At 34.3% G+C, this 20,086-nt stretch carries 17 protein-coding genes; 1 reads left to right on the top strand and 16 read right to left on the bottom strand.

The genetic code is table 11. From position 1 onward, the window contains the following. Positions 1 to 5: 5 nt before the first annotated feature. Positions 6 to 815, bottom strand: a complete 810-nt coding sequence (gene lgt / locus I5818_RS06625; protein WP_058002872.1) for a prolipoprotein diacylglyceryl transferase — start codon at positions 813 to 815, stop codon at positions 6 to 8. A gap of 35 nt (positions 816 to 850) precedes the next feature. Then, positions 851 to 1,789, bottom strand: a complete 939-nt coding sequence (gene hprK, locus I5818_RS06620) for an HPr(Ser) kinase/phosphatase (RefSeq protein WP_058002873.1) — start codon at positions 1,787 to 1,789, stop codon at positions 851 to 853. A gap of 390 nt (positions 1,790 to 2,179) precedes the next feature. Here hprK and I5818_RS06615 point away from each other — a divergent pair, with 390 nt between their 5' ends. Next, positions 2,180 to 2,878: an N-acetylmuramoyl-L-alanine amidase gene (locus tag I5818_RS06615; protein ID WP_313902925.1), complete on the top strand. Its 699-nt coding sequence runs from the start codon at positions 2,180 to 2,182 to the stop codon at positions 2,876 to 2,878. A gap of 136 nt (positions 2,879 to 3,014) precedes the next feature. Here the strand turns inward: I5818_RS06615 and I5818_RS06610 are convergent, their stop codons facing one another. The 14 genes from I5818_RS06610 to I5818_RS06545 form a co-directional block, all read right to left on the bottom strand. Then, positions 3,015 to 3,368 carry a phage holin family protein gene (locus I5818_RS06610; protein WP_071977029.1) on the bottom strand — a complete coding sequence of 118 codons (354 nt, stop codon included), beginning with the start codon at positions 3,366 to 3,368 and terminating at the stop codon, positions 3,015 to 3,017. Between the two features lie 176 nt (positions 3,369 to 3,544). Next, entirely contained in the window at positions 3,545 to 4,678 is a 1,134-nt protein-coding gene (locus I5818_RS06605) for a DUF4097 family beta strand repeat-containing protein (protein ID WP_071977030.1), read from the bottom strand. Positions 4,679 to 4,698: 20 nt separating this feature from the next. After that, a complete protein-coding gene (locus I5818_RS06600; protein ID WP_058002877.1) occupies positions 4,699 to 5,013 on the bottom strand; it encodes a magnetosome magnetite crystal formation protein family in 315 nt (104 codons plus the stop codon). 224 nt (positions 5,014 to 5,237) lie between these two features. Then, a complete protein-coding gene (tagH, locus tag I5818_RS06595) occupies positions 5,238 to 6,041 on the bottom strand; it encodes a teichoic acids export ABC transporter ATP-binding subunit TagH (protein ID WP_058002878.1) in 804 nt (267 codons plus the stop codon). A 20-nt stretch (positions 6,042 to 6,061) separates the two neighbouring features. Beyond that, positions 6,062 to 6,892: an ABC transporter permease gene (locus tag I5818_RS06590; RefSeq protein WP_058002879.1), complete on the bottom strand. Its 831-nt coding sequence runs from the start codon at positions 6,890 to 6,892 to the stop codon at positions 6,062 to 6,064. Positions 6,893 to 7,038: 146 nt separating this feature from the next. Further along, the gene (locus I5818_RS06585) at positions 7,039 to 9,156 is read right to left on the bottom strand and encodes a CDP-glycerol glycerophosphotransferase family protein (protein ID WP_078109964.1); all 2,118 of its coding nucleotides are present in this window, start codon (positions 9,154 to 9,156) and stop codon (positions 7,039 to 7,041) included. A 94-nt stretch (positions 9,157 to 9,250) separates the two neighbouring features. Then, the gene (locus tag I5818_RS06580; protein WP_244975365.1) at positions 9,251 to 10,348 is read right to left on the bottom strand and encodes a CDP-glycerol glycerophosphotransferase family protein; all 1,098 of its coding nucleotides are present in this window, start codon (positions 10,346 to 10,348) and stop codon (positions 9,251 to 9,253) included. A 67-nt stretch (positions 10,349 to 10,415) separates the two neighbouring features. Next, positions 10,416 to 10,814, bottom strand: a complete 399-nt coding sequence (tagD, locus tag I5818_RS06575; RefSeq protein ID WP_058002882.1) for a glycerol-3-phosphate cytidylyltransferase — start codon at positions 10,812 to 10,814, stop codon at positions 10,416 to 10,418. Positions 10,815 to 11,461: 647 nt separating this feature from the next. Next, on the bottom strand, positions 11,462 to 14,329 hold the full coding sequence (uvrA, locus tag I5818_RS06570; RefSeq protein ID WP_071977034.1) for an excinuclease ABC subunit UvrA: 2,868 nt from the start codon (positions 14,327 to 14,329) through the stop codon (positions 11,462 to 11,464). Between the two features lie 7 nt (positions 14,330 to 14,336). After that, entirely contained in the window at positions 14,337 to 16,316 is a 1,980-nt protein-coding gene (gene uvrB, locus I5818_RS06565) for an excinuclease ABC subunit UvrB (RefSeq protein WP_071977035.1), read from the bottom strand. Between the two features lie 369 nt (positions 16,317 to 16,685). After that, positions 16,686 to 16,943, bottom strand: coding sequence for a CsbA family protein (locus tag I5818_RS06560; protein ID WP_071977036.1), 258 nt, complete (start codon positions 16,941 to 16,943; stop codon positions 16,686 to 16,688). A gap of 83 nt (positions 16,944 to 17,026) precedes the next feature. After that, positions 17,027 to 17,671, bottom strand: coding sequence for an HD domain-containing protein (locus I5818_RS06555; RefSeq protein WP_058002997.1), 645 nt, complete (start codon positions 17,669 to 17,671; stop codon positions 17,027 to 17,029). Positions 17,672 to 17,835: 164 nt separating this feature from the next. Next, entirely contained in the window at positions 17,836 to 19,092 is a 1,257-nt protein-coding gene (locus tag I5818_RS06550; RefSeq protein WP_078110579.1) for an MFS transporter, read from the bottom strand. 574 nt (positions 19,093 to 19,666) lie between these two features. Next, complete coding sequence (locus tag I5818_RS06545; RefSeq protein WP_058002887.1) at positions 19,667 to 20,047, bottom strand: RidA family protein; 381 nt, start codon at positions 20,045 to 20,047, stop codon at positions 19,667 to 19,669. Positions 20,048 to 20,086: the final 39 nt, after the last annotated feature.

Raw genomic sequence — 20,086 nt, 5'->3', positions numbered from 1 at the left:
AGTATTTAATCACGATAATGTTCTTTCGCCATACCCGTAACCCTTCGACCAATCCATAGAACAAGGGCAATAGCAATTAAAACGATGGAAATAACTTGGGCAATTCTCAAACTACTTGTTAGCATTAGACTATCAGTACGCATTCCTTCAATAAAGAAACGGCCAATCGAATACCAGATTACATAGCTTAAGAAAAGCTCACCTCTTCTTAAATTTACTTTTCTGAGCATGATAAGTAGGATGAATCCCACAATATTCCAAATGGATTCATATAAAAAGGTAGGATGATAGTAAGTTCCATCAATATACATTTGATTTATGATAAAATCGGGAAGATGTAAATTTTCAAGAAATGCTCGAGAAACTTCCCCACCATGGGCTTCCTGATTCATAAAATTACCCCAGCGACCAATTGCTTGTCCTAAAATTATACTTGGTGCTGCAATATCTGCTAGCTTCCAAAACGAAACATTTTTTATTCTTGAAAAAATAATTGTCGTCAATATTGCCCCAATCAAAGCACCATGAATGGCTATTCCACCATTCCATATTTTAATAATATCTCCAGGGTGCTGTGAATAATAACTCCATTCAAACAAAACATAATAAATTCTCGCGCAAATAATTGAAATAGGAATGGCCCAAATCAATAGATCAGCAAAAGTATCCTTATTTAAGCCGCGTCTTTCTGATTCTTTCATTACTAAATAAAGGCCAAGTGCTATTCCTATACCTATTATAATTCCATACCAATGAACCTCAAGTCCCCCCAGACGGAGGGCAATCGGATTTAATGGCTTGATAGTTGACTCCATATGTAAATCTCCTTCCCTGGTACTTGATACTCCTATTACATTTCTTCACGATCCCCTTCATCAATAATCACATCGGCAAGACGATCAGTAAATTGCTGAGCTGCATTTACGCCCATTCGTTTCAGGCGAAAATTCATGGCTGCCACTTCAATAATAATCGCCAAGTTCCTTCCTGGACGTACTGGAACCGTTAGCTTTGTAATTTCTGTATCGATTATTTTCATTTTCTCCTCATCAAGACCTAAACGATCATAATGCTTACTTTGATCCCAAAGCTCAAGATTGACAACTAAAGTTATTCGCTTATGACTTCTTACTGCCCCAGCACCAAACAATGTCATTACATTAATTATTCCAAGTCCTCTAATCTCCAATAAATGCTCAATCAAGTCAGGAGCATTTCCTACAAGTGTATCCGTATCTTCTTGACGAATTTCTACGCAATCATCAGCTACAAGACGATGGCCTCTTTTTACAAGTTCTAAAGCAGCTTCACTTTTACCTACACCACTTTTTCCTGTAATTAATACACCAACTCCATATATATCAACGAGTACGCCATGAACAGCAGTAGTCGGAGCAAGTTTAAATTCTAGATAATTGGTTAGATGACTAGAAAAGCGCGTTGTTTTCTGTGGAGTGCGCATCAGTGGAACAGAGTATTCTTCAGATGCTTCAATCAATTCTTCGGGAATATCCATCCCTCTTGAGATAATTATTCCTGGAGTAATATCATTACATAATTTCTCCAGGCGAATCCGTCGATCTTCTGGATCCAATTTTTGACAAAACGTAATTTCAGTCATCCCAAGGAGTTGGATTCGATCTGCAGGATAATAATTAAAAAAACCTGCCAATTCTAAACCCGGACGTGAGATATCACTAGTTGTAATCGGACGATGGATACCTTCTTCTCCACTAATTAACTCTAAATCAAATTTTTTTATAATATCCTCAACACGAACTTTTGCCAAAATGGCTCCTCCTTAATAATTTGAAATAAAAAGAAAAGCGTCTTACTCAGCCCATACAAGTAAAAAGGAAAAGCCGCAGTTTATTATTGCCAAGGATTTCTGTATGTTGATTTCCTGATAAAGAGGCTATTTGACCTCGAGCGGCTAGACGATAGGGCCTGACAGGACTGCATGAATAGTTGAAACTGTATTGAATTTTTTACTTTTTCATCTTATCAAGAAAAAACACATCAAACAGTTTTCTTTATTTTAGCATTATCAACCAACACAACACCACCCTAAATACATGATCATAAAAACAATGGTGTCGAAATAGACGAATGAAACATATATATAGGTAAATTATGAAAGGTTATGGGGAAAAGGAAAATTAGACACAGGGAGGAGACTATGATGAAGATTATGCTAGATGCTGGACATGGTCCAAATACTCCAGGAAAAAGAAGTCCTGATCAATTTAAAGAATTCACTTTTACCAGTTCAGTAGCAGATCATGCAAAAACTTTACTAGAAGCTTATGAAAATGTCACGATTTACTTTGCCCATTCTAAAAATGAGGATATCCCTTTAAAAGAAAGGACAGACAAAGCTAATCGACTGAATGTAAATTGTTATGTCGCCATCCACGCAAATGCTTTTGGAAATGGGACAACGTGGAATGATGCAAACGGAATTGAAACCTATGTTTATTTGTCAAAGCCGAAAGAAGCATTGGAGTTAGCAGAGCGGGTACAAAAAAACCTCGTAATTGCAACTGGATTGACTAATCGGGGAGTCAAGTCAGCAGATTTTCACATCTTACGAGAAACAAATATGACTGCTATTCTTGCAGAATGTGGATTTTACACAAATAAAAATGAGTTACAATTAATCAAAACAGACTCCTATCAAAAAACATGTGCTGAAGCTATAGTCAAAGGAATTGTCGACCAATATAAATTAAAAAAGAAAAACAATACATCATCAAATCAAAAAACAAAAACCTTATACAAGGTTCAAATAGGAGCGTATTCGAATAAAAAGAATGCGGAAAAAATCGTAAAGGCTCTTCAAGAAAAAGGATATGATCCGATTATTGTTAATGATTAAAATATTGAAGCACAGTAAATCCAATGATTAGTTTTAAACGTTAATCTAGATAGCAACAAGGTTTGAAAAGTGCGTTTATTAAAAAAGGGAGATGTCTTCTAAAAGTCACCCCTTTTAAAGACATCTCCCTCCAATATCAACGATCATTTTTATCAAAGACAGCTTTTTGAATAATAAGATTCGCAACAGACATAATGACGGCCACTATAAACGCCGTTCCAAAACCATCAAAATCAAATGAGTCACCCATAATTCTATCTGTCATTAATAATGTAAATGTATTTATGACAAACAGAAAAATTCCAAGCGTGAGAATCGTAATAGGAAACGTTAAAATAATTAAAATTGGTCGAACAAGAATATTTAGGATGGATAAAATAAAACTAGCAATGATTGCAGAACCAAAGCTTGAAACTTCAAATCCATCAAAATACCCTGCCATTGCAACAAATAAAAGGGCATTAATTAAAATACCTATTAACCATTTCATCGAACAACAACCTTTTCTTTTCTATGACTTTTTAGATTACATTTACATGCTTGTACATGCACTTATTATTATTCTATGCTAGAAAAATAGATTTATAAATAAAATTTTTAGTGGGAAGTGTCAAAAATGTAAAGGGGGCTGACCCCTTATTAGACCCTGCCCCTCACTTAATGATTTTATTCCTTCTCTTCTTTCGTTTCTTCTAATTCATTCTTTTGCACATACACTGTACCCGTTCTTGTCTCAGCAAAAAGATGAAGTGGTTTTTCCGTAAGACCTGAACGTTTAAACCTTAATTGCTTCAACATCACCTCTTTTTTCTCCTCTAATACATCCATATTCTCTAATTGTACTTTTACATTCCCTAAGTTGGATTTACATTGTCCTTCAATCATTAAATCATCAGAAACATAAACATGAATATTTCCTGATACGGCTTTCATATGCAGAGTGTCTGTTTCATTATTATTTAAGACACAGCTTAGATTCCCATTTAATGTTTGCAGATCGACCATGTGGTATTTTCCTTCAACATCTATACTTCCATGCATTGTTTCAGCTGTTAATCGATTTGCCTTTGACTCTTGGATTAAAATTTTACCATTTGCTGTTTCCATATCAACTTTATCCGTTTCCACCTGTTTAAGATGGATTTTACCATTAGCAGTTTTTGCACGTAGATCCGTTACTTCTAATGATTCACCTAAAACATTACCGTTAAAAGCACGAATAGACGCTTTCTCATAAGTTGATCGTGGTACATAAACAACAGTATCTACTTTCATCCATTTAGATTGTGTCGAGAATCGTAATAAACCATTTTCAAGATAGAAAGAGCTATTATCTATAAAGAAAACTCTTGCCTCATCACGGTTATCCTTTCGATAAACCTTCGCTTGGCATTCTACGCGAATATCTGGTTGATCCCATGCTTTGACTTCCACATGTCCATTCGCAACATCGATATCAATAGTTGAAACTGTTGCATTTGCTTGTTGAAAAACATGTGGAAACTCAACCGATTGATTAAACTGAAGATCAATGTCCTTAATCTTTTTCATTGCAGAATTAACAAAATCCATAATTTTATCTTTCGCTTCATTAAACTGAGAGGAAAACTTTTCCTCGGAACCTTCATTTGTATTTTGATCCTGCTCTTCAAAATACGTTGTATGTTCTATTTTTTCCGATTCCTTCTGATCCTCTGTCTGTCTCTTGTTTTGGATTGAGTCTAATAGAACCAAAGCTTCTTCCGTTGTTAACTTTCCTTCCTTAACCATCTCAATAATTCGCTTTCTATTCTCTTGCATAAACCATTCCTCCTTAGTCATTAAAGTAATACCTTAACACCTCGATAAATATTCCATATTACAATAAATAAACTGATGACTCCAAATAGCAGAAAGAAACCAATAAAAAATACAGGAAACCCTCCGATTGATAAAACCCCTATATCAAATAGCACTGACAATATAACGATTGGAATAAAAATTACCGGAATAATATGCGAAATGATCGCACTCACTGCATGCCTTTTGACTTCTTTTTCATTACTGACAAAATAGACAATAAGGGGAAATATAAAACCCGCAAAAAAAAGACTAAAATAACATAAAGCAGCAAGTACTTTATTTGTAGAATCCATATTTACCAACTCCAATATTCATGTGACTATTATAAATACGATTATATGCTGCTTTAGTTTCATTAACGTATTCTTTTTTCATTTTCACATGAAAGCTATAAATATTCCTCAGTCTTAAGTTGGAGTTTCCGTAGGTTTATTAATTGATTTTTATAGAGACAAAGACAAAATGGAGTAGTTCATTTAGGTATCATCCTCCTAAATAAACTACTCCATCCATATAATTATTTATTCGCAGCTAGTTTACTTCGCTTCTCCAATACTAATTGCTTAAAATTCCTTTGCTCTTCTTTCGTCATTGCTTTGTATTCTTTTAGAAATTTTTCATATTGAGGAATGATTTCTTTAATTGTTCCGTATGCCTTTACTTCACCTGCTTCAAGCCAGAGAGCCTTTTGACAAAATTTTTTCACCTGTCCTATTGAATGGCTGATGAAGAAAATTGTTTTTCCTTTTTCCTTAAACTCATTCATTTTATCTAAACATTTATCAGCGAAGGTTTGATCACCTACTGATAATGCTTCATCAATCACAAGAATATCCGGGTCAATATTAACTGAAATAGCAAATCCTAGTCGCGATTTCATTCCACTTGAATAGCTTTTTACTGGTTGGTCAATAAATTTACCGATATCCGCAAAGTCAATTATTTCTGGCATTAATGCTCGGATCTCTTTTTTATTAAATCCAAGCATTAAACATTTGAGTTCAATATTTTCTCGCCCTGTCAGTTGATTATTTAAACCAGAATTAATTGCAATTAAGGATGCTTGACCAACAATTTCAATTTTTCCAGAGGTAGGGGGAATAACCCCAGTTATCAAATTAGATAAGGTCGATTTCCCCGCTCCATTCACACCAATAACTCCTATGACATCCCCTCGATCAGCTGTAAAGCTGATATTTTGTAGGGCATAGAAATTTTCACCATAACCATCTGGAAAGAGAATATCCAATAGTTTCTCTGAATTTTTTTTATACATCTTGTATTTTTTCACTACATGTTCAAAAACTACGGAATGACTCATTGCTCCATCCCCTTTTTCAATTATAGAAAATCAACAAAACGATCTCTAAATTTAATGTGTAAAATCGAACCTATGAATAGAAGAATAAATATAACCACCCAGAAATAAAGTGTATATTGCCAATGATCAATAGGGTACCAAGATAAACCTAGTATTGAAGCACGATATCCCTCTACTAAATAGTAGATTGGATTAAGCTTCATAATTGTTTGTATGATCGCTGGTTGCATATGGTAAGGTGGCCATAATATTGGCGATAAATAAATTAAAATTCTTACCGTTGACGTAATAAGCATTTGAAAATCTCTTACAATTGTCGTTAATGTTGATGTAATGAGTGATAGGGTAACTAAAAAAATAACGGTTGCTATTATAAAATACGGTAGCTGTACATAATGAATATTAATAGGGTACCCAAGAAATTGAAACATTACAAGGATGACTCCAAGTAGCATTAAATGTTGATAAAACTTAGCAAATATCACATACGTAGGAATTACGCTCATAGGAAAACTCATTTTTGAAATCATTTTAATTCGGGTATAAATGGACTTTGAACCCTGAGTGATTGCCTGATTGACAAAAAACCATACAACAATCCCTGATAACATCCACGGAAAATAGGGAATCCATTCATCTCCCATTTCCACGTTTCCACGACCGTTACTATGAAAAATACCAAATCCAAATACAAACCAGTAAATGGATATTTGAATCATTGGATTAATAATTTCCCACATTATTCCTAAATAATGATTACGATTCGCACTTTTTAATTCATACACAGACAAACGTCTAACTAAATAAAAGCTTTTTATTTGTTCTTTAATAATAGTGATTATCGAACGCATAAAATAATCCTTCCTACAAATGGTATTAAATCTAAATAAAAGTTCAATCTCTTTTCTGTTCATCATTCTTTACTTAGTGGTTCTATATGTAAAAAACGAATCGAAAAGAGATCGATTTCGATTCGTCGTCTATCTATTATAGCATGTTATTTTCCAAATACCGTTTCAACTACTTTTTTCGAGGACTGCCCGCTTTCTAAGTAGCAAAACTTCTGGTAAAAAGGTTCAAATGATGGAGGAAGTGTAAAGCCTTCTGTTTCAACCTTTTTAATTTCAGCAATGACTTCCTCGGTCGTTTTTACAAGTGGACCTGGTGCATTCTGTCCAAAATCAAAATAAAACCCACGGAGTTTATCCCGATAAGACTCTATATCATAGACATAAAAAATCATCGGTCGTCTCAAATTGCCATAATCAAAAAATACAGAGGAATAATCAGTAATTAATAAATCCGCAATTAAATATAATTCCCGTATATCTTCATGATTAGAAAAATCAAAAGCAAACCCTTCATAAGGTGACAAATCGAAATTTTCCGCTACTAAATAATGCATACGTAAAATAACGACATACTCTTCCCCAAGTTCATTTCTTAATAATGATAAATCGAGATCTAAATCAAATTTATATTTTCCTTTGCCGTAAAACTGATCATCTCGCCAGGTCGGTGCATATAAAAGAACTTTTCTATCCAATGGAATACCGAAACGCTTTTTCAAATCAATCATTGTTTCTTTATTATTACTGTTCAGTAAAAAGTCATTTCTCGGATAGCCTGATTCTATCATTACTTTATCAAATTGAAAGGCTCTCCGGAAAATTTCGGATGAATATTCATTTGGTGAAACAAGGTAATCCCAATTGCTCGCTTCTTTAATAAAGTTTGCCTTGTATTTTTGTGTAGACGTACCTGGCATATGCACTTCATCCATATCCGATGCCAAACGTTTAAGTGGTGTTCCATGCCATGTTTGTAAGTAAACGGTGTTTCTTGGCTTAGGTATCCATAATGGCATACGGCTATTCGTTACCCAGTATTTCGCTTGCGCGAGAGTAAAGAGCCATTTTACCGAAAATCTTCTTATATACTGAAGATCTCTTCCCTCAAAATTATGAACAAACTTTTTATTTGCACTCCAATACATTTTATAATGCGGATATTTTCCCTTTAAGTACTCATATAAAGCACGTGGATTATCGCTATATTGTTTTCCTAAAAAGCTTTCAAATACAATGACATTCTTTTTTCTCGGAAGATAACCAATCCATTTAAAAGCTGTTTGATACATTTTCTTTGTAAGAGGATGACGGCGTATTTGAATGATCTTCCTTCTAATCTTTGATTTGATTTCTTGCTTCAGCTGATAATCCCCAATGGATATGGTCAAATACTTTGCTTTTTTGGAACGGCTTAATCGAATTTTTTTCTTCGCATGATCTGTTTTAATAATATTTAGTTGAGCTGCATATTTTTTCTCAGAAACAGGATATTTTAACGGATTACTTAGAAAGACTTGTGAACGGTTTTCTCCATAATATGTATACTCCACATAGATTTTTAAGGACTGATTCGTGTGAAAATGTCCAAAAAACTTCTTTAGGTCAATATCAATGTTAAAGCCCGCATGATCAAAGTTCCAATCATCATGTCCGTATTTTTCTGTTAAGTCCTTTCTCTCAACCGATTTAGGGACTAAATTTGTTTCAAATTCATCATCATTGCTTTTGATAACTATTTTCTTCTCTAGTTTTTCTACTAACCTATCTTTATCTGGATAGATGGCAAATCCACTAAGAGAGAGGATTCCTTCTTCTGATAATTCTGTATGGTCAACATGTGTTATCATTTCTAAATCAGTAAGTTTAATAGACACATTTCCTTTATTAGTTGTGTAGGGAATAAACACTCTTTCTTGTTCAGAATCTACTGAAAACAGAGTTTCAAGCTCAGAATAATCACTGTGAACTCTAAATTTTTCCTGCTGCCCCTCAGCTAGTGTTCCCACATATAAATCCCAATACAAATCGCCAGTGAAGATTTCCTCTTTTCTAATATTTCCCACAACTAGTACAAACTGATCCTGTTCACTTATTTTACGTAAGGGAAAACTTTTCACTTGCTCAGTTTGTCTTTCGATTAAAAGTAAATAGCATTCCTGCATCGTTGCCATTTTTTCAACAGGGACAAGTATTTGTACAACCAATTGATCATCAGCATATCCTAGTTGTTTGAGTGTACTTTTAAGAGAACCTTGTACATTCATAAATGATGTATACTCCTCTCATAGCTGCGGTAAATTCTTTAACTTTATTTAAATATCAATATTCATTATCTGTTCTTTACCAAATAGTGAATAGTTAATCTAATTTCCTACAAAGATAATCAACTAAATTTTTACTGGAATAGCCTTCAGAATATTTATTCCATATATTTGAAAACTCTTTGACTCTATTTAAGTCAAATTTATTTTCTTTAATGACATATACCATTTGTTCTGTATTAAAAACGACTGGTCCAGGGACCAAGTCCTCATATTTTCCCCATAAGCCTCTTTCAATTTCATATTGTTCTAAATCGAAAGGATAAAATATCATTGGTTTTCCCAACAATGAAAACTCATATGGGATTGATGAATAGTCAGTAATTAAATAATCAGTAATTAACAGAATATCATTTACATCTTTATAATAAGAAAAATCATATATAAATCCCTTATATAAGTCATAGTCAAAATCTAGCTTTTCCTGTACAGTTGGATGAAGTTTAATTAAAATGACATATTCTTCTCCAAGAGAATGATATAAATAATTGATATCCAAAATTTTTTCAAAATGTTTTACATTTCCATCTCTAAAGGTTGGAGCATATAAAATAACCTTTTTATTTTTTAAAAAGGGATGAGAATGCATCCATTCTTTTTTTCTTTTTTCTTGTTCTTTTATTTGATAAAAAAAGTCAGTACGAGGAATACCCGTACGTATAATATGATCCTCAGTTAACTTAAAAGCCTCCATAAAAATACTAGCCATTAAATCAGAACCTACGACTATTTTATGAAACTGCTGATAAACCTTAGTAAATCTTCTATTAGCAGAATTTGTACGGCTTTTAATTGAATGATCCCTAAACCCAAAAGTTTTAATTGCCCCCGCTGCATGCCATAATTGTATACACTGTGCCTCATCTTTAAATTTCACAGTAGATAAGAATGCAAAATAATTATCAATAATAATAAATTTTGATGTGGCTAAATGATAAATACCTTTCGCCATTTTAAAGACATTTTGATTTTTTAGTAGCAGGGCATCTCCATCTATACGTTCTTTCACATCTTCATAGCATGATGGTTCACATAAAAAAACGATCTTTAAGGGGACCTTCCTTCTTTTTAGTTCTTCATAAATAAATAAGCTATTTTGACTAAAAGAAACGATAAAGGTTATTTTCTGTTTCAACGGTAACCATTTAAAAAGATTAAATTGGAATTTAAAAAAAATTAAGTACAACCAGATTAATACTTCCCTAACCATTTTTGATAGAAAATAAATCCTTTTTTATTTTGGTTGTAGATATTCCTAATGTTCGTGGTAAATAAACTACCTCACAATGCTCGTTTAAAAAATCAAATTTTCCTTTCCAATCGTCTCCCATAACAAATACATCAACATCATGTGTCCGGACATCTTGCACCTTTTGTTCCCACATGTTTTCTGGAATAACCTCATCCACATAACGAATTGATTCCAAAATTAATTTACGATTTTCATATGAATGGTAAGATTTTTTACTTTTCACATCGTTGAATTCATCTGTAGATAACCCTACGATTAAATAATCTCCTAAATCTTTTGCTCTTTTCAATAAGTTGATATGCCCCCAATGAAGCAAATCAAAGGTTCCATATGTGATGACTTTCCTCATACACGTAACATCTCCCTACTATTTCGGGCAAATTTTTTTAATGCTCTTCTCTAATACTCTATTACTAATTAACTAACTTCTTACTTTAATTTTAAGTTACTATTTCCCACTGATTTAAGTTTAGCGTGTTGTTCATTCTCCAAATCAGCTAAAATTAGACCTCAAGCCATTTTAAAGAAGCAAGATGCCTTTTACAAAGTGCCTGAATAAAGCAAACATTTCTATTAAACTAGGTAAATCTAAATAGGAAAACTTATTCATTATTATAAATCGAAATGGATTTCCATACAAACTTTATATATTCAATAATTATGCACATTCTTTACTGATTAATATTAACAATGAAAGTATGTCCAAAACATTAAAAATAGATTTCATTTTGATTACATTCCGTCCTTTTTTGACACTGCAATGTTACACAATATTGTACCCCCAAAAAAAAAAGATGACATTTAGTCATCTTTTTTAAATATGGCTGTTTTCTATAGTTTATAGCTTTTGTAAGAGCCCAATTGCCGGCTTTTACACCCAAAAAAGGATGAAGAGGTCCTTTGAAGTTCGCAGCTCGTTTCTCAGTAAAATGAAAAATGGAGCGATCTTCAAACGTTAGTTATTAGTTAAAACTTTCCTTAAATGAGAAAAGTGACTTAAATATTTACAGTTTCATTAATTTTTTTCTTCATTCTTAGTCGATCTCTATCGAGGATTGGTTTTAAATATTTTCCTGTATAAGATTCAGGATTTTCAGCGATTTTTTCAGGTGTTCCCGTTCCTACAATGGTACCACCTTTTGCTCCTCCTTCAGGTCCAAGATCAATTAAGTAATCAGCTGTTTTAATAACATCTAAGTTATGTTCAATAACTAGTACGGTATCTCCATTATCTACAAGTCGTTGTAGTACTTCTAATAATCTTGAAATGTCATCAACATGTAATCCTGTCGTTGGTTCATCTAAAATGTAGAGTGATTTTCCGTTTGATCGACGATGTAGTTCTGAAGCTAATTTCACACGTTGAGCTTCTCCACCAGACAATGTGGTAGCTGGTTGGCCAAGTTGAATATAACCTAGTCCTACATCTAAAATAGTCTGTAACTTACGTTTAATTTTCGGGATATTTTCAAAAAACTCAACCGAATCTTCTACAGTCATATTTAATATATCTGCAATATTTTTACCTTTATATTTCACTTCTAATGTTTCTCGATTATAACGTTTACCATGACAGACCTCACATGGAACATACACATCTGGCAGGAAGTGCATTTCAATTTTAATGATCCCATCTCCACGGCATGCTTCGCAGCGACCGCCTTTTACATTAAAACTAAATCTTCCTTTTTTATAACCTCGAATTTTTGCCTCATTTGTTGCGGCAAAGACATCACGGATATCATCAAATACCCCTGTATAGGTGGCAGGGTTTGACCTTGGAGTTCGTCCGATTGGGGATTGATCAATATCAATTACCTTTTCCAAATAATCGATTCCTTTAATCTCCTTGTGTTCTCCTGGTTTTGATTTTGCACGATTCAGCTTTTGTGCTAAAGTCTTATGCAAAACCTCATTAACAAGTGTACTTTTTCCTGAACCGGAAACTCCTGTAACAGCAACAAAACTACCTAATGGAAATTTTACACTTATATTTTTTAAATTATTTTCCTTAGCACCTTTAATCTCAATAAATCGTCCATCTGGCTTACGTCTTTCAATAGGCAATGGAATAAATTTTTTGCCGGATAAATATTGACCAGTTAAAGAATGAGGATCATTCATCACTTCTTCTGGTGTACCTGCAGAAACAATTTCCCCACCATGTACACCTGCTCCTGGACCAATATCAATTAAATAATCGGCTGCTAGCATCGTATCCTCATCATGCTCAACTACGATTAACGTATTTCCTATATCCCTCATATTTTGAAGTGTTTGTATTAAACGATCATTATCCCTTTGATGTAAGCCAATTGAAGGTTCATCCAATATATAAAGAACACCAGTCAATCTTGAACCAATTTGCGTAGCCAAACGAATTCGTTGCGCTTCACCGCCCGATAATGTTCCAGCAGCTCTTGATAAAGTGAGGTAATCAAGCCCCACATTGATTAAGAACCCCAGACGCTCACGTATTTCACGGAGAACGAGATTGGCAATTGTACGTTCCTTTTCTGTTAGATCCAACTCTGTAAATAATTTATCTGCATTCTCAATCGATAGCTCAGTCATTTCACCGATATGCATATTATTTATTTTCACAGCAAGGGTTTCCTCTTTCAATCGGTACCCTTTACATTTTGGACACGCTTGGTGGCCCATATATTTTTCCATTTGCTCACGTATAAAATCCGAGCTTGTTTCGCGGTAGCGTCTCTCTACATTTCGAACCACACCCTCGAATTTCACATTGCCTTCACGAATCTGACCAAAATCATTTTCATAACGGAAGTAAATGGATTCCTCTCCCGCGCCATATAATATTTTATTCAATTGATGTTCTGGAAGATCTTTTACCGGCACATCCATATCAATTCCAAAGTGATTACATACCGCTTCTAGAAGTTGGGGATAATATTGCGAACTAACCGGTTCCCAAGGCGCAATGGCATGCTCCTTCAATGAAAGCTCGGGATTTGGAATAATTAACTCACGTTCCACCTCTAATTTTGTTCCAAGTCCATCACAATCTGGGCAAGCACCGAATGGACTATTAAAAGAAAACATTCGTGGCTCTAATTTATCTACGGAAAAGCCACAATGTGGACATGCTAAGTGCTCACTGAATAATAATTCCTCTTCTCCAATCACATCAATGATAACTTTTCCATCAGCCAATTTTAGAGCAGTCTCAAGGGAATCTGCTAAGCGAGAGGCTATTTCCTCTTTTATGACAATCCGATCAATAACGACTTCAATGGAATGTTTTTTATTTTTCTCAAGTGAAATTTCTTCCCCTAAATCAAGCATTTCACCGTCAACCCTTACACGAACAAACCCTTGCTTTTTAATATCTTCGAGCACCTTTACATGGGCTCCTTTTCGTCCAGAAACGATTGGAGCAAGGACTTGAAGCTTTGTTCTTTGCGGATATTCCATAATTCGATCTACCATTTGTTCAATGGTTTGTGAACTTATTTCTATCCCGTGAATCGGACATATCGGTCTCCCAATTCTTGCAAAGAGTAATCGTAAATAATCATATATTTCAGTAACCGTTCCAACCGTGGAACGAGGGTTCCTGCTTGTTGTTTTTTGATCGATGGAAATGGCAGGAGATAAGCCCTCAATGATATCGACATCAGGCTTATCCATTTGTCCTAGAAACTGTCTAGCATAAGCGGATAATGATTCGACATATCTTCTCTGCCCTTCTGCATAGATCGTATCGAATGCTAAAGAGGATTTCCCAGACCCCGATAAACCGGTTAAAACGACTAATTGATCTCTAGGTATAGTGACATCAATATTTTTTAGATTGTGTGCCCTTGCCCCTTGAACAATAATTTTATCTTGTGCCATATATGTTTCATCCTTCCGCTTTCAGTTCTAATAATGTATCACGAAGTTGTGCTGCTCGTTCAAAGTCGAGGGCTTTTGCCGCTTCCTTCATGTCATGCTCCAACTGCTCGATAAGTTTTTCTTTCTCTTTTTTTGTTAATTTTGGCGTTTTGGCTGTTGCGACATATTCTTCTTGATCCTCTGCTGCTCGTGTTGCCCGAATAACATCACGGATATCCTTCTGGATTGTTTGTGGTGTTATACCGTGTCGAAGATTATACTCTTCTTGTACTGCTCGACGACGTTTTGTTTCTTCAATCGCTTTTGCCATCGAATCCGTTATCTTGTCAGCATACATAATAACTTGACCATTGGAATTACGTGCAGCACGGCCAATTGTTTGGATAAGTGAACGCTCTGAGCGCAGAAATCCTTCTTTATCCGCATCTAATATGGTTACTAATGAAACTTCTGGAATATCCAAGCCTTCGCGCAGCAGATTTATTCCAACTAGAACATCATATTTTCCTAGTCGAAGCTCACGAATAATTTCAATTCTCTCTAATGTCTTCACTTCTGAATGAAGATACTGAACCTTTATACCAACTTCCTTTAAATAGTCTGTTAAGTCCTCAGACATCTTTTTCGTTAATGTCGTAATAAGTACTCTTTCATTACGTTTTACTCTCTCATTTATTTCACCTAATAAATCATCAATCTGTCCTTCGATTGGACGTACCTCAATTGTCGGATCAAGTAAACCTGTTGGACGAATGATTTGTTCAACCATTTCAGGAGTATGATCCAATTCATAGGGACCTGGTGTAGCAGAAACATATACAATTTGATTTACATGTGACTCAAATTCTTCAAACCTTAAAGGTCGATTGTCTAATGCAGAAGGCAAACGAAATCCATGATCAACAAGAACCTGTTTTCTCGCCTGGTCACCATTATACATTCCACGAATTTGTGGAAGGGTTACATGAGATTCATCTACAACAATTAAGAAATCCTCAGGGAAATAGTCTAGTAGCGTATAAGGTGTAGAGCCAGCAGGGCGAAGTGTTAGATGACGTGAATAGTTTTCAATGCCAGAACAAAACCCCATTTCACGCATCATTTCTAAATCATAGTTCGTACGCTGCTCAAGTCTCTGGGCTTCTAGTAATCGATTATTTTCCCTTAATTCCTTTAAGCGCACTTCTAATTCCTTTTCAATGTTCTCAATTGCAACCCGCATTTTCTCTTCTCTTGTGACGAAGTGGGACGCTGGGAAGATGGCTACATGTTCACGTTCTCCAATAATCTCACCTGTTAAGGCATCCACTTCACGAATCCGATCTATTTCATCTCCGAAAAATTCTACTCGAATACAATGTTCATCTTTTGAAGCTGGAAAAATTTCTACTACATCGCCTCTAACCCGGAATGTACCTCGCTGAAACTCAATATCATTCCTTGCAAACTGAATATCTACAAGTTTACGAAGAAGCTGATTGCGTTCGACTTCCATCCCGGTCCGAAGGGAAAGAACCATTTCTCGATATTCCTCTGGATTACCTAAACCATAGATACAGGAAACACTCGCAATAATGATGACATCTTTTCGTTCAAATAGTGAAGAGGTAGCTGAGTGGCGTAATTTATCAATTTCATCATTAATACTTGAGTCTTTTTCAATATAGGTATCCGTTTGTGGGACATACGCTTCCGGTTGGAAGTAATCGTAGTAGCTCACAAAATATTCAACTGCATTATTTGGAAAGAATTCTTTAAACTCACTATATAATTGTCCTGCTAATGTCTTATTATGAGCAATAATTAATGTTGGCTTATTTACTTCTTGTATTACATTAGAAATCGTAAATGTTTTTCCAGTTCCAGTTGCCCCTAATAGGGTCTGATGCTTTTTACCATTATGTATGCCTTCAACAATTTTTCGAATGGCTTCTGGTTGGTCCCCTTGAGGCTTATACTTAGAAACTAATTCAAACTGATCGTTCAATCCTATTCCTCCCATCCTCTTTCCCATAAATCTCCGTATTATTTATACTATTTATTTTACCACAAACAGGTGTTTCTTAACCAGAAAAAAGCGAACAAATTTTCGGTTTAAGAGTTCCCACCAATGATAAAATCTTCTTTTCAAATGAAAATATAGGTTGTTTTTCGTATAGTTTGTTGCTTATGTAAAAGCCCAGCTACCGGCTTTTACTCCTAATTAAGGATTCTAGCGATTCTTATAGCGATTGCATCTTTTCTCAGTAAAATGAAACATGTAGATCCTTAGTTGTTAGATATAACTATACTTAATTAGCAACAATGTGTGAGAAAAGAGCCAAAATAAAAAAACGTCTAACAATGAGATCATTAATTAAACGTTTTTACTTTCTGATTTTTTGCCCTTATTTTTATTTCGATTCACCATTTTATTGGCATAGTAAAAGCCAATAGTTAATGATGCAGCATCAATAATAAACAATGCCCATGTATGCGTGTAGCCTTTATAGACAGAGGCAACAATTAAGGCAACAGTCAAAATCAAGCCGACAAAATGATTATAAGTGACCCTGGTAAAAAAGACGACGAGAATACCAGGTAAAAAGATAGCTGCAATGATTTTATCTAACACATTCTTTCACCTCTAAGGTTAAAAAATCCTACCTCTATTTTTTTATAAAACGTAAAAAAATACAAGAGGTAGGAAGCAATTTCTTAAGACTCCAAATTGGCTTTAATCAATTTTTTAGTAACCTCATTTAACTCACTATGCTTGATAAACTTTTCATCAAGCATATCTGGTAGTATTTCTTGAAGAAAATATTTAACACTTTCCATTTCTTTAAACTGAAGAATGGTTAATAATGACTCTTCATAAATCTCTTGAAAGAGTGGTTCTGGATTTCCTTTTTGTATTTCTCCAAAAGATTCATAAAGTAAGTCCACTTTATCAGCGACAGATAGTATTTTCCCCTCTAATGTGTCATCCTTACCTTCTTTAAATCGCTCAAGATAGATGTGTTGATATTCTTTTGGAAATTCCTTAAGGATAAAATTTTGGGTCATTTTTTCTTCAACTTGACTAAATAAATCTCTTAACTCTGCAGATGCATATTTAACAGGCGTTTTTATATCCCCAGTAAAAAGTTCGTTATAGTCATGATTAAGAGCTTTTTCATAGAGAGCCTGCCAATTCACCTGGCTACCTTTTTGCGCCTCTACTGTCCCTAAGAACTGAGCAATCTTTGTAACTTTAAAAGAATGGCTCGCTACAGAATGTTCTTGAAATTTAAATTTACCGGGACAACGATAAATTTTTTCTAAATCAGATAAGCTTTTAAAATATTGATGTACTCCCATATGATCACCTTTTTTCATGCTATCTTAGCTCCTACACCTATTTAAGGAGCATATGCTGTATTAATATTTCGTGAGATTGTATCATAATTTCATAGCCAACTGCAAATCTAAAGGTTCATATTCAAAGCCTAACTTATAATTATTAGTTGAACATCAATACTGTTTTAAACACGGACATTTTTCTTTCCTTCTTTAAAAAACATCATAATGACAAGTCCTAAAATAAGAATGATTACTGCAGAGTAAAAGCCCGAAGCCATGCTACCTGTTAGATCTGCGAGCAGACCTGTAAAAAATGGTGCAATGACTGAAGAAAGCATACCCATAAAGTTATACAGACTAAATGCCACACCATAATTCTTTTGTTTAACATTCTCTGAAACAGCAGCAATTAAGAGTGGATCAAGGGCTATTTTACCAAATAATCCATAGATCACTAATGCTATAATAAGAAGTGGAACACTCTTAACATAAACCGTTGCCCATAATGCGATAGCTGCAATCGGAATCAAAATAAATGCAAATGGCTTCTTCTTCCCCCATTTATCCGTTAAATAACTAAAAAGTAAAGCACCAGGTATAGCAGTTAATGGTACTAAAGCTGAAATCAGCCCAACTTCACTACCGACAAATCCCCTTTCAGTTAATAAATATTTCGGAAGCCATGTTACTACAACAGTAAAACCATAGATTGAGCAAAATAGAACTAGAAAGACGACCAATAGATTACGATTCTTTAATAACGAAAGAACCGATACCTTCTCTTCAGATTCAGCAGTCCCTATTGGAGGGGCTTCTTTCATATCCTTTTTCTCTTTAACCATTAGTGAAATAAAAATACCGATGAGAACGGTTAGTACTCCAAAAATATAAAAAGGAATTCTCCAGCTCATCCCCATATCCAATACTAATGTACTTGACAGAATAAAGCCCAATGCAATTCCTATCCCTGATCCGCTATTGATGATAGCACTTCCAACTGTTCTATTTTTTGCTGGAATGGCTTCAGAGGATAAGGCAAATTGTGGACCATAATAAGTGGCAGAGGCTAGTCCCGCAACTGCCCTAGCAACTAAAAACCCTGTAAAACCAGCCATTAACCCAGAGATGCCCGTCAATACCCCATATAAAATAAAACCAATTACAAGAAGCTTCTTCCTGCCAAATTTATCACTAAAAGAGCCAGCTGGTATTTGTGCTATTGTATATGTTAAAAAGAAAATACTATTTACCAAACCTAATTGAGAATTGTTCAGATGGTACTCAAGACCAATATTGTCCAAGATAGGATTTAAAAAATACTTATTCGCGTTTATAAACATCCAACCTAATGAAAAGGCAAGTACTACTTTCCACCAATATGGTATTTTAAACTTTGTTTTAACATAATCATCTTTTTTTCTTATTACTTCTGTATCCATATATAGTTCCCCCTTTGAATGTCCTATCACCCTTTATTATCATCGCATATATATCTATATTTTGAATTAAAAGGAAACGAATTACATTAGCTAAATTGGACAATATTCCGGAGAAACAGTTGTTAGATATGTTTGTTTATTCTGTTATTTTATCACTTATAAACAAAGTGTTGTTTATGTTAACTAATATTTTAGGAAAATTCTACTAAACATTGTTATTAAAACTTTTAGAAGAAAAAAGGTTCTATTTTAGGAGAGTTTTAACTAACACCTACGACTTTTATTTCACTAAGAAAAGAACATAAATAAAAAAACTGCCTAACACTATTTAGTGATAAAAGCAGCTTCTGCGGAATTATATATAATTAAGATTTCTAAACTTAGCTGTTTTCGTATAGTTTGTTGCTTTTGTAAAAGCCCAAGTAACGGCTTTTACACCCGATAAAAGAATCAACGATTCTTTTATTGGGTGTACCTCTTTTCTTAATGAAAATAAAAGGTGTAACGATCTTCAGTCGAGGCTATTTCTTAAAATTCACTTTACTAGACAACAATGTGTAGAAAAGAGCCTTACTTATGATCTTTTTGCAATCATTTCAATTTCAACATCTGCTCCTAAAGGAAGTGCTAATACTGCAACACAGGTTCTTGCAGGAAATGGCTTTGAAAACTGTTTTTCATATACTTCATTCATTGCAGAAAAGTTTTTCATATCGGTTAAATATACATTAACTTTTACAACATCATCTAGAGTTAGATTTGCCTCTTTTAACACCGCTAATAAATTTTTAAAGCATTGTTCTGTTTGCTCTGCAATATCACTTGGCTTGTTCTCTGTTGAGGCCGTGTTCATTGCCGTTTGTCCGGATAAAAATATGTAATCTCCAGCATCTACCGCGTGTGAATAAGGACCTGAAGCAACTGTCCCCTTTGCTTGAATTGCCTTTCTCATCATCCTCTTCCTCCTCATTATGTATTAAAAAGGCTGTTACAC

This window comes from Heyndrickxia oleronia, from assembly GCF_017809215.1.
Taxonomy (GTDB): domain Bacteria; phylum Bacillota; class Bacilli; order Bacillales; family Bacillaceae_C; genus Heyndrickxia; species Heyndrickxia oleronia.
Note: the sequence above shows the minus strand (reverse complement) of the source record. Positions and strands in the feature narration are given on the sequence as shown.